We start from the raw sequence: 16,772 nt of genomic DNA, 5'->3' as shown, positions 1-16,772 counted from the left end.
GTTATTCATCAACAAACTCGCGGTTGATTTGCCTGCCGCTAATTCAGCTACCCGTAGCTTCTGAACATCCGCGAGTGCAACCTCATACCATCGCTCATCTCCCCCTTTTTACACTTACCAAAGTAGATCTATTCGACCTGTAATTCCCTCTAGATAAATACGATCCTCTTGGCAAGCGCAGCGCCTCTGTGCAAACTTCGTCTATCGCAGAAGGATCGAGGTTTTTGAAAGGTTTGAGACTCATTTCCAAGGAGGCTCGTTGAAGTGTATTTTTAGTAACATGTTCTACCGCCATCTCTGTTATCTCCTTACAATCGATTTATTCAATTACCAGCTCTCTCTATATTCGCTATTCCTTTACACTGCCAAGTATAATCCCCTTTGTGAAATACCGTTGTAGAAACGGGTAGATGACGAGAATCGGCAACGCTCCTAGAAAGATTTGTGCAGCACGTGCAGTACGATCCGATATAAGCGCCAGCACCTCGAGATCCGTGTTGCTTTTGATCAGCGTATCCAGACCTACAACCACCGTATATAAATAGCTTTGGAGTGGATAATGGGATGGCGTGTTCATGAATAGAATGCCGTCAAACCACGAATTCCAATGGGAAACTGTCGCGAAAAGCGTAAGTGTTGCCAAAGATGGCGTAGATAATGGGATGTAAATATTCCACAGGATTCGCCACTGCCCTGCGCCGTCCATGAGGGCGGCTTCTTCTAATTCTTTGGGCAATGCCCGGAAAAAGTTCAGTAAAATAACGACATTATACACTGGCACCGCATGCGTTAAAATTAAGGCCCAAATCGTGTCTAACAACCCGAGCGACCGCATTGTCATATAGAGTGGGATAATCCCCCCACTGAACAGCATGGTGAACACGAATATCCATACATACACCGTTCTGCCCTTGAAACTCGCTGCTTCCTTGGACAGCGGATAAGCGACTAGAATGGTCAACACCATATTCACAATGACGCCTAACACGACTCTTTTGATCGAAATGATGAACGAGGTCATAAACTCTGGTTTTTCCAGGATGAATTCATACGATTTCCAAGTGAACTCGATGGGCCAGAAAGTGACAGAACCTGTGGCTACGGCATTATTGGAGCTGAGCGACATCGCCAGCAAATGAATTAATGGCAGAATACACAAGACAGATAAACTAATAAGAAACACATAGTTCGCAATTGTGAACCCTCGATATGCCCAAGACGCTGTCTTGATCATGCTGAATTTCCTCCTTCCCCTCAGAAAATGCGGTAATTGGCGAACCGATACGCCATCGTATACGAAAGTGCGATAAGGATAAGTGAAACGAGTGACTTAAAGAGTCCGACGGCTGTCGCCACCCCGTACTGCGCATCGATCATCCCAATCCGATACACGAAGGTGTCGATGATATCTCCACTTTCATACACGATAGGGCTGTACAAATTGAATACCTGCTCGAATCCGGCGTTCAGCACATTTCCAATACTAAGTGTCGCCAGCAGTACGATGATCGGAGCCATCCCAGGCAAGGTAATATGCAGTGTTTGCTTCCACCGATTCGCGCCATCCATCGTCGCCGCCTCATACAACGCTGGGTTAATGCCGAGGATCGCTGCCAAATACACGATTGTGCTGAAACCGAATTCCTTCCACTCATTCGTCAATACCAATGTGAATGGGAACCAATGATTGTCTCCCAAGAAGAAAATCGACTGCATCCCCAAGGCACGAAGCCCCGCATTGACGATCCCTTCTTTTGGCGAGAGAACATCCAATAAGATCCCGCTTAGAATAACCCACGAAAGGAAATGCGGCAGATACACCAGCGTCTGAACAATACGTTTCACCGCATTCTTTCGAACTTCATTCAGCAAAATGGCAATGACAATCGGCACGATCAGACCTACAATAATTTTCATGAGTGCAATATAGATCGTATTCCAAAGCACACGATAGAAATCTGGCAATTCCATCACATATCGAAAGTTATCCAGCCCGATCCATTTGGAATGAAAAAGCCCCTGTGTTGGCATGTATTTCTGGAACGCAATAACAATGCCGGCCATCGGATAATACTGAAAAATAAGGATGGCAATCAATCCGGGAATGAGCATCAAATGCAGGGGCATTTGCGCTTTCCATTTCATTCTGTTCACATATTCTCCCCCTTACCGGATGAAAAAAAAGAAGCTGGATTATCGCCAACCTCTTCCATGTCTTTATTATAAAATTAACGAACATGCCACCGATACGGGACATTATTGCGGCTCTTGCCTTATATTAACCAGTTAATCGAGAGTCGCGATACACCTGTGGCGTAAGACCCGTGATCTTCTTAAATAGTCTTGTGAAATAAGGCGCAGACTCCAATCCAACCATCGCTGCGATCTCATGGATTTTGTGTTCCGTCGTCATTAATAGGGTCTTTGCCCGCTGAATGCGCACATCCGTAATATAATCAAGCAGACCTTGCCCTGTTGTTTGTTTATACATGCGAGAGAGGTATGGCGGGCTCAAATATACCAGTTCCGCTAGGCGCGTTAACGAGAGCTCCTCTTGTAGAAAAGCATGCACATAATGATGAATCTGACCGATCATATCCGTCGTTCTCTCCGCCTTTTTCAACCCGTTATAGTCCGCCAGCGACAGCGCGATACCCGCCAGAAATTGAACGGCTCCTACCGTACTGTTATGCTGAAAAGGATTCAGAATCTCTTCGATCCGGAACGATTCACCCAGCTGCGCGATCAAATGACGCTTATTGATATACGTTAAAAGAAAAGCTGCAAGATGCGAGAACGCCTCATAGGCGAGCGCCTCGCCCGCATCGTTGTGCGATAACAACTTGATTGCCTTAACAACCTCACCAAATAGGTGCTCACACCCTTCTTTTTCACCGTTATCCAAATAGGTCTCCAACAGATCCATTTTGTGCAAATGAATACGCAAATCCTGCTCTTCATAGAATTGCTTACTAGAGCGCAGCTCTTCCTTGTCTTCCCTGCGTTGTTCGGTTAGCAGCATCTCAGGTCCTTTCCCGATGCCATAGGCCAACTGCAGCTTCATGGCCTCAATCCGCTGCATCATCGCTTCCCATGTGCAGAAGCTAGAAGCCAGCAGGAAGGAAACCGGCACCTTCAGATGCCGCCGACAGGCAGACTGAACAAGCTCTACTCCGCCGGAAAGCGTACGAATCACTTGTTCTTCTTGCCCGTCATCGGTTGGCTCAGTTGGTTGAACGAGCCAAATAAACCGATTGCGATCATACGGAAGCGCTATCATGTTTAGTGAGCCGTTCAAATATTCCTCCGCTATGTTATGTACGGAATAGAACAGAAGCGATTGATCCGATGGTGCGGCGAAGGACCCCCATTCATCCAATCGTCCGATGACGAGGAGCACAGGACTCCCTGCGTGCAGGCCGATGCCCAGCTCCTCGAACCTGCGAGCCCTAATGGCGAGCGATTCGGACTCGCCTTGCACGAGCTGCCGCAGGTAATCGCGGCGAATCGTTGGTAATGCGGCATGCAGCTGCTCTCGAGAACGCTTCAATATTTCTTCACGGTTGATTTCGAGCGCGATATCCTGCGTCGCCTTCTGCACCGCTTGAATGATGGCCTCATCGCCCTCTGTTTTGAGGACGAAATCGATGCCCCCATTGCGAATTGCTGTCTGGGCATAGGCAAAATCATCAAAGCCAGTCAAGAAAATGATGCGGCAGCGCGGCCATCTTTTACGGGTATAATCGGCAAGCTCCATCCCACTCATCCCCGGCATCCGAATATCCGTGAGCAGAATGTCCACTTTCCCCGCTTCCATCTTCTCTATCGCTTCCTTGCCGGAGTGAGCTTTCACCATTTCGAAATCCATGTCTTCCAGCTCAAGCAAAGTTTCTGTCAAATAGTGAACGGCCAGCGGCTCATCATCCACGATCATCATTGTCAGCATGACATCACGTCCTCTTTTTGCAAATTGAAATCCCCTATCCGACGAATGGAATGACGACTGAAACGATCAAACCGCCTTCCTCTCGTTGGAGAATCCGTACACCGGCCTTCTCACCAAACCTTAATTGTAAGCGTCGATGCACATTCAACACCCCCGTTACTTCCTCCGTCGCTTGTCCCTCTTGCGTTTTGGCCTGAAAATCTCGGAGTTCCTCGTCGGTCATCCCTTTGCCATTGTCCTCGACTTGGATGATAACAAGTCTCTCTCCGTCATCGCTCTCCAGGCATACGGTCGAAATCCGCAGATGACGCTCATGATGGTCCTGATCAAACCCATGATGATACGCATTCTCCACGATTGGCTGTAAGATCAGCCGTGGAACAACAATTTGTTTACATACCTCTGGCAATGGCTCCATTTCAAACGAAATACGGTTCATATACCGGATAGTTTGAATCTCAGCAAAAGCACGAACATGGCTCAACTCCCGCTCCAACGGGACTTCCTCACTGCCATTTCGGGTCATGTACTGGAAATAATCGCCGAGATATTTGGTGAATCGGGTTGAGTTTTCGAAATCTTGCGCTTTCGTCATACGATACAGTAAGTAGAAGCTGTTGTATAAAAAGTGCGGATTGATCTGCGACTGCAGCTGCTTCAGTTCGGATTGCTGCGTACGAATTTTCTGCTCGTAAATTTCGAAAATTAGTTTTTTCAAATGCGCGACCATGTTATTGAATTGGGCATACAAATAATGAAATTCATCACTGCTTTTATACGCTAGCTCGACTTGTAGATCACCGGATTCCACCTTGCGGAAAGCTCGGACAAGCCTGCTGAGCGGGCGATGTATGATGCGGTACACATAGATAGAGAACAAGATAATGACAATAAGTGCACATAAGGAGATGAGATATAAATAAACTTGATAATGATCCAGCGGCCCCATCACAGCCTTTTCCGGAACAAAAGCAACCAACATCAGATCTAGTGCTGATGAATAGGTGGAAACCGTGAGAAGACGCTGATTCCCGATCTTGATAAGCTCATTAGCTGCTTGAACGATTTGTGAAGACTTAATCTGGAGCATGGACATTTGCTCCCGAACCGTTTGACGAATGAGGGTGTAGGCCTCTTTATTTTGCGTATGGACGATATCCCAATCTGCTTTCACGATCGCTGCGCCGCCCTGGTCATAATTAGAAATCTGCGCTAAATACGATTGCATAGCGGGCATGGAAAGCTCCAGTTCCAGAACGAACATCGGGTCGCGCCCTTCCACCAACTGGTTGTTGGGATAATATTCACGTAAGTAAAGATGATCGCCATCGCGATAAAATAATCCTTTATGCGAAAACGAATCTTGTTTTAATCGATCCAGACGCTCTCGAGGCAAGATGTCGGCTAACTCCGTAGATGAAATAATTTTATTAATAGGCGGAATATACACACTTGCCCGCTCGATATACATACTCGATTCCTTTAATAGGACGAGGCGTTGCTGAAACCTTTTCAAAATAACAAGCTTCTGATATTCGGTTAAACTATCGGCCGTCACACTCAGCGCTTCCAAATCTTCGTCATTCATAAATTGCCGTTGAATACGTCCCATTCTGTCGATTTCATTCTCAAGTGATGAGCGATAGAACTGAATTTGCGACTCGAGTGATTTGGAAATTTCCTTGCGGACAAGCCCCGCACCCCATTCATTAATCTGTGTCCCGATCACATACATAGGTGAAAGCACGATGAGAAAAGTCACTATTAATTTGCCAAGTATTGAGAACCGTCGCTGTCTCCCTGCCATTCACATAACTCCTCATCATACGTCCTTTTTCTCACTATACAAAAGATTGAGCGGATTGGATATATGACCGGCACCATAAGATAATAAAAAGCAAGTATGATAAAATTGTCCCATCCTACAAAAAAACTACCCCGCCCGTAGATTTCTCTACATGCAGGGTAGTCGTCATCGGCCTATTTGTTCTTCGCGTACCAATCGTTCACTTCTTGCTCGATTTTATCGCCGCCAAGCTTTTGGAACTCTTCAGCGAACTTGTCGAACTCATCGACGGATGAATCACCCATGATGATCTTAGTGAACGTTTCAGCGACTTTCTTCTTCAACGTCGGCAGCTTCTCGGACATCGTCGGCGTTGCTGGAGCTAGGAACAAATTATATTGTCCGATCTTCGCTTTGTTATATTGATCAATAACACTATAACTGCCGCCATCGCCCATTACGATATTGCTAAACCACATCGTGTCATCACCAGCTTTGAACTTCGTCATGCGATCAAAATGAACACTGGCTGGGAATCCAAGTTTACTGCCATCGCCGGTCTTTAAGGATTCTTGCACTTGGTGATAGGCATCTAGATTCGTATTTAGCGAATCCATCGTAACTGGCGCATATTTCGCTGCCATAATCCCCGTTTTCGAATCGGTAATGAATGGGTTCGGATCCGGTGCATACGATTTCTCGTAAAAACGATTGATATAGATATTCGCTAACTTAATAGCCGCTTCCGGATGCTTCGATCCTTTTTTCACCACATAAAACGTACCGGCTGTGTCGTAAAGCTGCGGTACAGCTGGCTGACTATCTGCAGAAACAATTGGGAACACTTTCCATTGCGCTTTCGGATCCTTCGTGTGATTCTCCTTCTGGATATAGCCGCCATCTGACACTAATCCGTAGGCAAGCCCGACACGTCCTGCTGCTACATCTTCTTGGATTTTAGCTGGCGGTTTAACGCCAAATTCCTTATCAAGCACGCCATCCTTATAGAGCTCTTGGAGCTTCTTCAAAGGCGCTTTTAGTTCTTTTTGAACAAAACCATATACCAATTTACCTGATGGATTCTTAATGAAAATATCGGTATAACCATGATAGCCGTTAAAGAAGCCACGCAATGAACCGTGCCCATAATCCCAGAAATCTTTATTTACCGCAAGCCCAATCGTATCATCTTTCCCGTTTCCGTCTGGATCTTGTTTGGCAAATGCAGTTGCTATTTTAATCACATCATCCATCGTTTTGGGTTCAGGCAATTTCAGCTTCTGCAACCAATCCGTTCGTACGTAGATCATTTCAGCTGTGCTGATACCGCCGTTACTGAACGTGTGAGGAATGCCAAGCATTTTGCCGTCAATTGTAGCTGCCTTAATCCCAATTCCACCATCTTGGTTCAACATATCTTTCAAATACGGCGAGCTGTATTGTGCCCATACTTTCGTTAAGTCCTCTAACTGACCCGCATCCGCCAAACGCTTCATTTCCTCTTTATTCACCTCAAGGAAATCCGGAATATCGCCCGATGCGATAGACACATTCAGCTTCTGATGGTACTGCGTTGAATCAACCGACCACGCATTTTTCACTTTAATCCCGTAGTCTTGCTCGAAAATTTTGGTCCAGATATTGCTGTCGATCGAATCGCCAGCTGCATATTTGAAAGTTGCGTCCACCGATCGCACCGTCGTCACTTCAATTGGCGGAACATATTTCGCCAACGGGTCTACTTTCACTGCTGCCGTTTGAGCAGCCACCGGACTAGCCGATGCCGCAGCAGTTGCGGATTTGGACGCCTCTGGTTGAGCCGTCGAATTACTACATGCACTTGCGACAACTGATAATAACATCATGGAGCCTATTGAAACCGCCCCGTATTTTCTCCCTTGCTTCATGGCCATTTCCCCCTCGTTCGCCTATTAATTCAACTGGATACGTTTTCATTATAGAATCACTCGAGCATGGCTCGAAACGGGACATTCTTGCGAACCTTGCTTTTTATTACGCTCTTTGTATCTCTTTAGGATAAATGATGGCCCAGGGGGATGGCAATGGGAGGGATCGTCTTAACCATCAAAGTTAACAACGAGAAAGAAAATGCACTATGAAATCTCCTTATTATAGAAATTTATACCAATTAATCGAATGTGCCTCTACACCTATTTTAATGTACAATGAGATCGTAATCACTTTCGACGAAACTTGGGGGAATTTAGTATGTATGAAGGGAAAATTATTAAATTCTATCGAGAGAAATCCCAATTAACGCAGGAGCAACTGGGGCGAGGTATTTGCTCTGACACACATATTAGTAAAATTGAACGTGGATCTACTGAATATTCACCTGAGATTATCACCTTTCTGTCCAAACGAATGCAAATCGATATTTCATTAGAAGCCATTCGGCTTAAAAATATAAGAACACGTCTTCATCATTGGCATGACGTTATTATTGAGCAGCTATTTGAGGAAATGGCTGTGTTGTATAAAGAACTGGAACAGGAACCGCTTATCCAACTCTCAGACTACCAACCACTTTACAACTTGCTGAAGGCCCGCTACTATTTGATGCACAACCAAGCCGATAAAGCCTACAAGGTAATTAAAATCTTCCATAAGGATGTTCAGCAACTTCCCCTGTATGAAAGTAATTTATACAAACATGTCATGGGGATGTACTATATGTCGAAACAAGAATACTTAAAAGCTATTGATACGTTAACGGCGATTGTTCATGAGGATTACAATAATCCCGAGTACTATTATCATTTAGCCTCAGCCTATCACGCCATTCAGTCACCCGTCATGGCTTACTTCTATGCTGAGAAATCACTTGCTTTTTTCAAAGGTATCAATAGCTTCTTAAGAATTATCGATGCCGAAATGCTGATGCTGATTCAAGTCAAAGATGAGAAGAGCCGCGACTTCAAAGAAACCATTCGACGGTTTGAGAAGCTGATTCAAAGTTGCGATATCTGCCAAGCACCTGTTCGTAAAGCAAGAGTTCTACATAATTTGGCTTATGAGTACATGAGAAGAGAAAATTATAAGCTTGCCAGCAAGTACTACCAGCAATCCATGAATTTAAAAGAAAAGAAAACAGGTGGATACCTGCTTTCTTTGGAGGGATATATTCGAAGTTGTTTACATGGGAATCTACTGCCAAGTGAAGAATTAATGCAAATCGCCAAAGATGGGCTAGCCCTAGCCAAGAAGCTGAAGGAAATCTTCTATATGCATCTGCTTCAGCTCCTCCTTCTCTTGATACAGAATAGGGAACACGAGTATCATGTCTATTTAAGTGATATAGCTCTACCTAAGTTTAGAGAATCGGGCAATACATATCTAATCCAAAATTCGGAGAAAGAATTATTTGCCTTTTACATGAAGACGAATCAACCCGATAAGGCTTTGGATATCGCAACCAAAGTGATGAATAAAGTGAATTGATTTTCTTGTAATCTAGTTAATTGGCTTAAGACCGAGTTCAATCAAGTAATAAGCCAAATCCTTTTTCCCGTCTTTTTCTTTCGGTTTACTCTTACCTTTCACATCAGGATCCATCTTCAGGAAGTTCTTTTCAATGTAACGAACTTCTTTCTCGTCCACGGTTCCATCTTGATTTATGTCCTCTTTCTTGGAGGATTTTCCGAAAGCGTTGGCGACTTTCTTGAGATCTTCAATGTCGATCATCCCATCACCATTCACATCTCCGGCGTAGCTAATCGGTTGTAATTGTCCAAGCAATTGATTTGTCCCGATCAGCTCGCCACCTTCTGTTTTACTCAATTGGACCGATAATTTACTTCTCAAATGCCCTGGGACCTCTACAATGACTTCATAAGCTTGTTTCGTGACAGGGAGATTATCAATGTAAAATACGCCGCTTGGATCAACAGTTCCCTCATACGTTTTGCCATCCGCCGATTTCGCAAACACTTTAGAGCCGATTTCACTTAAATCCTTCGTCCAATCCAAGTAACCATTCTCATCTAGAAAGGCCTCCACCCAAGTTACAGATGAAATTGTTGAGTGTTTTGGAATAATATCAAATCCATTGATTTGATTAAACACAGGTGCTATTGTTTGTACAGTTTCACCATATTTCTTGTAGAAAAACTCTTCGATATTTTGCTCGATATTCATCGTATCTTTGATTACCCCAAACCACTTATCATCTACTAATTTAAACGTGACATCTAGGAAGGCACTGTCTCCATCAATCCCATGGAAATTGTTTCCTGAAATGGTTGCTCCAACTTTCACCATTTGTTTCGCTTCGTACACATCGTGGTCCGTTACAACTGGCTTATCCACGTTCACCTTCAGGCCTTTTTGGGCAGCTACTTTTTGAAAAGCAGGATTTACCTTGACATCTACAAATTTAAAATGCTTATAGTAATCTACTGTATATTGACCTGAGATTAGCTTTTCAACATTATTTAAGTTTAAGGTCATGGTAATCTCATCACCAAGATACACTTTTTTCTTGTTATACTGCGGTACAACATATGCCGAGCCTGCTTTGATAAATCCGTAGTGACGGAAATCTCGAATCAGACGAGCATTTGTAGCCATATCAATAGGGAATACATTCATCGTTAACGGATGATCTTGTAAATCCTCTGGCGTCACACCGAACTTCACATTCCCGTTCGCTTGAATTGGGAATTCTCCGTCAGGGAAAACATTTTGATTTTCATAATAGTACAAATGATTAGCGGATTGCGTGATTTTTGATGTGGCCAATGATTCAATCGCTGTATCATGTACGTTGGCATGCACCCAGAGCGCACGATGGCTTTTTCCATCTATCTCTTCAACTGTATACATATCATCACTAACTTCATAAACTCCTGGCGCATAATCAAGGAATTTGAGTTCAGGTAATGTATTATCAACAACAAATGCTTGTTCTTTTGTAAATGTGTGACCATTCGCTTCCGTCGCAATCATCTTGATTGTGTAAGCACCTTCAGGTAAGTTGACAGCATCAGCACTAATGGTTGGATCAGTAGGATCTCCTATTAAAGGATACACCCATCCGCCAACGGGGTAGATATATATCTCTTGGTCTAACGGCACATCAACCGCATTAAGCGTACCACCATTAGCACTTCCCAACACTTTTCCGTTTTTATCTGAAATGAGCACATCGATGGTTTGAATAGCACTATTTAATTTAAAGAACAATATTTTAATTGGGTCTTCTTGAAATGGATGCATGATTTCAGGAATATCCGTCATAATGGCCTGATTACTTAATTGTATATACTCAATTCCAGGCTCAACTACACGAACAGCGAAAGGAATTCGATATTTCTCTACTGTTTGTGTAGCATCTGCACTCACAATGTTAATATATCCTTCATATCTGCCTAATGCTGCATGGGCCGGCACCTGAATGCTCGCTGTCAGATCGAACAACTGATTGGCTGCCACATTCACCGTGTTTGGAACCGTAACTGTAACACCATTTGCCGCAGCATTCGGTACACCAGGCTTAGCCGGCAGATACTCAACGGAGAACGTAAATTGTTTATTTTCAACGCTTCTGTTTTGAATGCTCAGACGTCTGCTCTCTTCTACGGCTTTATTAACAACTTTCGCGTGGTTCCCAAAAAATATGGAGCCAGTTGGATCTTCGATTTCGACTAGTTCGCCCTCATTGTTTACGTTTAGCGTCTTATCTATTACTTTAATAGAAGTAGTCGCATAAACCGCTTCGACAACATCAACTAATCCCGCACCCACTTCATAAACAGAATATGTACCATTCAGCGCATCTGCGGTATTCATCAATGCAGCCTTTACATCAAAAGGCGTGTACGTAGGATTTTTTTGCAAAATCAGTGCGGCAATACCTGCCATGTGCGGTGTAGCCATCGATGTGCCAGATATACGAGCATAGGCAGACGAATAATCAATCCCATCTTCTGGACTATTGATATACTCTGGGTAGCTGGAGTAAACAGCCACACCCGGCCCAATTACATCCGGTTTAATGTCGTAATTCGTATTGACCGGTCCTCTTCCACTAAAATCTGCTAGTTGATTACCTTCTGTTTCCAAACTGCTAACATGACCAAACGTAATTGTAGGCAAACTATCTAATCCTAATAAGAACTCCCCTTCCGCTTTGGTTAACCGGAAAGAAGGGATAAATTTAGGACCTTGCCCTGTATAATGCGGAATTTCGCCTTCGACATTATTGAACATGAGAACCGCTTCCGCTCCAGCCGCTCTCGCATTAACGACTTTCTCATCTAAAGCATTTTCCCCACGCTGAATTAGAGCAACCTTCCCCGTAAAGTCCTTGCCTTCAAAGTCATTAGTCATACCTAGTCCCGCGAATTCGATAGGGAATGCCTGTCCTGTTAAATCTTCAAGGTTATCCGTAAAATTTTTGGCTAGCAGTTTCATATCCGGAAGTTGTGTAGCAACGGTCGAATAGACAGTCGCAGATACCGTTGGAATGGACATGGAGAAATTGCTTGCTCCAACTGTAATCCCAAGCGCTGTTACGCCAGGTACAGTTACGGTTCTCTCATTTGGTCCTGAATTACCAGCAGCCACAAGACAAACTACGCCAGAGAGCGTTGCATTGTTAATCGCTGTAGATTCAGGTGCTAGTGGATCATTGTATGTGGCTCCCAAGGATAAATTAATGACTTGCATCCCATCTTTAATAGATTTATCAATGGCTGCAATTATGCCACTCTCAGCTCCACTGCCATAGGGACCTAATACACGATAAGCATAAAGATCAACTTCCGGCGCTACACCTAAAGCGGGAGAACCAACGTTATTGCTTCCTTGGCCAGCGATCGTTCCCGATACGTGAGTTCCATGAGAAGTGAAATAAGTAGCTCCTTCTGGTTTTCCAGCCTCTTCCCAATCCTTGTATGTCGTTTCCATAGGATCCGCATCGTTATCGATGAAGTCCCATCCTTTAACTGTTGTTGGATCGATTGACTTCGGATCAACATTCCGTTGAGCCTTATACCCTTTATACACATCCTTTAAATCAGGATGATTATAGTCGATCCCGGTATCAAGGACACCAACTTTGATCCCTGTCCCTTTAATACCTTTATCGTGAAGAACGTCAATACCATCTAAAGGAATACGATTCTCATCGGTTTGTTGCTTGGTCAGTGCTTCAATTTGAGCAGATGACAAGGCCGCTTCCTTCGGATCAAGCTTAACGACGTTATCTTTCCAAATTCGATTTACGACGCCTGATTGCAATAACGATTCAATATCAGAACCTGGCAGGGTCATGGCTACGCCGTTAATTGCATGGTGATACTCTCTTGTAATTTGTATGTTCTTTTCACCTATAACTAATGGATTAATTTCAGGAATAGATGGCGTCTTGCCTTGCTTTTTTTGCACAAACTTTTTAAATATGTCATGATTTTCTTCTGCATGAGATTGCGCGGCTGTAGGTGAGATGTGAATGCCCTCTGCCGCTTGCTTAATCACTTCTACCTTAGCAGGAGCCTGCTTAAATTCAATGATGACATTTGTCAATGTAGCACTCTTCAGATTGATTTCTGGCGAAATGACAGGTCGTCCAACTTGAATTTCGGTTAGCGCTTTCTTTTGCTCAATCGATAGATTTTTTAATAGACTCTCTGGTTGTGGAGAAGGACTATTAGCAAATGCTTGATAGGGAAGAAATGATGATACGACTAACAAACCAGCTAAAGCTTTTAAGGTCATTTGGCTACATTTACTTATACGCATAATTTCTCTCCTCACTGTTATTTACTCTCTATTATCAAATAGGTATAACGCTAATAGAGTTAGTCTACATGCACATCAAAAAGACGTAAATGGGGGGAATTTGGGCCGTTTTTCAGCAATTTGGGATTAAAAAAGTGATGTACGCATGGGGAAATTACCATATAATACAAAAAAAATGCGCCCCTACATGCTAGAGGCACAAGCGTTTAATTCATTATTACTTGGAATATTTATCCTATTAGTGAAGTCGGAAACTTTATGCTTTTCTTTCACTATTGAATCTCGTATATGATAAATTGCTCTCTACCAACAATTACCACTGCAACTGCCAACCTATCCTGATGACCGAATAAATGACATAATAAAAAGCAGTGCGAGGGCTAAATCTCGCACTGCTTTTTCCAACTATAACCTATTCCACGTTGTGATACACTTGTTGAACATCCTCTAAATCTTCCAAAGCGTCAATCATTTTATCAAATTGCACTTGTGCGTCATCGGATAACGTAACGTTGTTTTGAGCAATCATCGTCAACTCAGCAACTGCGAAATCCGTGATGCCCGCCTTTTTGAGCGCCTCTTGAACGGCGTGGAACTCCTCGGGCTCTGCATACACCATAACCATGTCTTCTTCTTCAAGAAGATCACGAACATTCACGTCCGCTTCCATCAGAATTTCCATGATCTCATCAATGCTTTTATCTTCAATACCGATCGCCGCTGTCGCATCAAACATGTAAGCAACAGAACCCGTTACCCCCATGTTACCACCATTTTTACTAAATGCGGCACGAACGCTTGACGCGGTACGGTTTACATTATTCGTTAGCGTGTCCACAATAACCATGGAACCATTCGGTCCAAAGCCTTCATAACGAAGCTCTTCATAGATTTCATCGGAGCTGCCTTTGGCTTTATTGATGGCACGATCAATGATCGCTTTCGGTACATTGTACGTTTTGGCGCGTTCAAGAACAACTTTCAACGCACGGTTTGATTCCGGGTCTGGTTCACCTTTACGTGCTGCTACATAAATTTCGAGGCCGAACTTCGCGTACACGCGACTCGTACTTGCATCATTCGAAGCTTTCTTCTCTTTTATATTATTCCATTTACGTCCCACTATGGATCCCACTTTCTATTATGATGTCATTCCCTATCATAACCTATTTTCATGCGAAATTAAAATATTTCCATAGGTCCTGATGATTTTGTCATTATAGATAATACCAAACTTCGAGCGGTGTAGGGAAGATTTCAAACGATTTTTAATTGAAGTGACCCTTCGGCTTTCCTTTTTTACCGCAGATGAATTGTTATCGAGCCATCTTGATCCCATAGATAAGTTTCCTGCTTTTCGGATGTCACACATGTTATTAATACCCCTTCGTCACCACGGGTAACGACTAGATCGAAACAAGAATCGAACGCTCGGATTGAACGAAGCGCCATCGTGTCCCAGTGTTCAGGCATTCGAGGCGAACAGGAAAAGGTACGAAGACCCGTGGGCACGATGCCGAATAAGCCCTCGACAATGACTCGTGCGTAAAGCGCGCTTTCCGCAGAGAGATGCCGCCCATTACCTTCGGGAAATGCTTCAACCGCATAGGGAACATGTTCGCCAAGCAATCTATTTCGCGAATATTCGAGCAGATGTGTGATCCCCAGCTCTATTTCGCCCGCATAGAGAATGCCCCGAAGTGCATACAATGTGGAGCGATCCCAGTAAGTAGTTTCCCCCGCCTGCGTGACAAGTCCGCCGTTTACCCACAATCGCGAAGAGAATAAGGCTGCAATCGTCTGTTCCTTGCGATCTAAGATATTCATTGTCAGAGGTACACAAATCCACGAACGCAGAATGTCGTTTCCTTCATAATAGCGATAGGTCTCGTATCCCTCAATAGTTGCGCCAAAATGGGATTCAATCGCTTCTCGCAGTTCAGCCGCCTCTTCCTCTAAGCGTGGAGCTTGATCCGCTTTTCCGACTGCTCGCGCAAGGTGAGCGGACGAAAGAAGAGCACCGTATGCAAGTGAAGATGTGAACAGATTGGCGTCACCGCTAGGAAAGCGATTCTCCAGTTCATCCGAATCTGATGCGACAACGCCAGCTTGGGTTCGCTTCCGCCGGCAATATGCCAAACACCATTCGATAGCTGGCCATAGCTCCTCGGCCAATCTTTGGTTGCCGCTCGCCAGTGCAAACCGCGCCGCACCATAGGCGTACATCGCCGCATCCCCTCGATCTCCCGCCCCCTCCCAAATATCTACGCCTTCGGCGATGATTGAGGATGGTATGGGGTGGAAGTCAGGTCCCATGAACGGCATATAAAGTCGATAGGCATTCAAGGATGCCTCCATTGCATCTTGCTCGCCTAAAAAAGGGAAAAATGGACCCGCATATTCCGCCTGATCGTTCGTCCATACGGCCGCGTAGTAGGATCCGCCACCGGGACAGTGCATGAAACCGCACTTGGTGCGAAAAATACTCTCCGCCGCACGGATTTTGGCCAAATCAAACATCCGGTTCAAATGAGGCTCTGGCGTTTCAAGCTGCAATGACGAACTGATCTCCTTCAAGAATTCCCGCCGCTTCCTTTCCTCGTATAACACGTCGAGACTTTCATAGGATCCCTGCAATGTCGAAGCACAGATCCAACTCTTGAATTCCAGCGTCTCACCTGCTCTCAGCTCCACGATTGATGGCGCATCATGTCCCGCTTCCACCTTATAGACCCCTTTGGTACCTCTTCGATAGTATACACGTGCTATCCGCCCAATTTCGAGCTGCACAGAGTCCTCCGTCATGTTCTGAACTTGAACGCGTTCAAACGCATACGGTTTATCTCTCGCCGGAAATACAGTTCTACGAACCAGAACGCCTTGATCGGAAACAGAAGCCATATGCAGAATCCCGTCGAATGTAATTTTGAACAGTTTTTCTTGGACAGGTTGACCCCCAACACGCATACTCGGCATAAGCTCCTGTCCAAATGCCTCCATTAAACTAGCATGCGTATCATTCGGAATCGTGCGCAAGCCTGGCCATACGACTTTGCGCTTTAAAATAATGCCACCTTCCGAATCTATACCGTACATCACGATGAGGGAAATCTCTTTCCCACTCATTTCGACATGATCCTGGTGCGCTAGATGTCCAAGATGAATGTCCCAGACGATTCCTGCTCCTTCACCTAAATGCCAGCGTATATTTGCCTCTGAGGAGGACTCGTTTGAATCCATTGTACGCATCGTTTCTCGCCCCTTTCTGGTTTATTT

The 16,772-nt window shown here is 44.4% G+C and carries 9 protein-coding genes; 1 reads left to right on the top strand and 8 read right to left on the bottom strand.

Annotated elements, in window-relative coordinates; translation table 11 throughout:
- Nucleotides 1–349: 349 nt before the first annotated feature.
- The 5 genes from ASL11_RS09900 to ASL11_RS09880 form a co-directional block, all read right to left on the bottom strand.
- Nucleotides 350–1,234, bottom strand: a complete 885-nt coding sequence (locus ASL11_RS09900) for a carbohydrate ABC transporter permease (RefSeq protein WP_056613034.1) — start codon at nt 1,232–1,234, stop codon at nt 350–352.
- Nucleotides 1,235–1,254: 20 nt separating this feature from the next.
- On the bottom strand, nt 1,255–2,145 hold the full coding sequence (locus ASL11_RS09895; protein ID WP_056613212.1) for an ABC transporter permease: 891 nt from the start codon (nt 2,143–2,145) through the stop codon (nt 1,255–1,257).
- 133 nt (nt 2,146–2,278) lie between these two features.
- Nucleotides 2,279–3,946, bottom strand: a complete 1,668-nt coding sequence (locus ASL11_RS09890; protein WP_056613032.1) for a response regulator — start codon at nt 3,944–3,946, stop codon at nt 2,279–2,281.
- Between the two features lie 34 nt (nt 3,947–3,980).
- Nucleotides 3,981–5,753 carry a sensor histidine kinase gene (locus ASL11_RS09885; protein WP_056613030.1) on the bottom strand — a complete coding sequence of 591 codons (1,773 nt, stop codon included), beginning with the start codon at nt 5,751–5,753 and terminating at the stop codon, nt 3,981–3,983.
- Between the two features lie 173 nt (nt 5,754–5,926).
- Nucleotides 5,927–7,639 carry an extracellular solute-binding protein gene (locus tag ASL11_RS09880; RefSeq protein WP_056613028.1) on the bottom strand — a complete coding sequence of 571 codons (1,713 nt, stop codon included), beginning with the start codon at nt 7,637–7,639 and terminating at the stop codon, nt 5,927–5,929.
- A gap of 322 nt (nt 7,640–7,961) precedes the next feature.
- Between ASL11_RS09880 and ASL11_RS09875 the strand changes: the two genes are divergently transcribed.
- On the top strand, nt 7,962–9,194 hold the full coding sequence (locus ASL11_RS09875; RefSeq protein WP_056613026.1) for a helix-turn-helix domain-containing protein: 1,233 nt from the start codon (nt 7,962–7,964) through the stop codon (nt 9,192–9,194).
- 12 nt (nt 9,195–9,206) lie between these two features.
- Here the strand turns inward: ASL11_RS09875 and ASL11_RS09870 are convergent, their stop codons facing one another.
- From ASL11_RS09870 to ASL11_RS09860, 3 genes are all read right to left on the bottom strand, one after another.
- A complete protein-coding gene (locus tag ASL11_RS09870; protein ID WP_056613024.1) occupies nt 9,207–13,496 on the bottom strand; it encodes a S8 family serine peptidase in 4,290 nt (1,429 codons plus the stop codon).
- A 412-nt stretch (nt 13,497–13,908) separates the two neighbouring features.
- Nucleotides 13,909–14,619: a YebC/PmpR family DNA-binding transcriptional regulator gene (locus tag ASL11_RS09865; RefSeq protein ID WP_056613021.1), complete on the bottom strand. Its 711-nt coding sequence runs from the start codon at nt 14,617–14,619 to the stop codon at nt 13,909–13,911.
- A gap of 176 nt (nt 14,620–14,795) precedes the next feature.
- Complete coding sequence (locus ASL11_RS09860; protein ID WP_056613019.1) at nt 14,796–16,745, bottom strand: hypothetical protein; 1,950 nt, start codon at nt 16,743–16,745, stop codon at nt 14,796–14,798.
- Between the last annotated feature and the right edge of the window lie 27 nt (nt 16,746–16,772).

It is taken from the genome of Paenibacillus sp. Soil750 (assembly GCF_001428045.1).
GTDB lineage: Bacteria > Bacillota > Bacilli > Paenibacillales > NBRC-103111 > Paenibacillus_E > Paenibacillus_E allorhizoplanae.
Note: the sequence above shows the minus strand (reverse complement) of the source record. Positions and strands in the feature narration are given on the sequence as shown.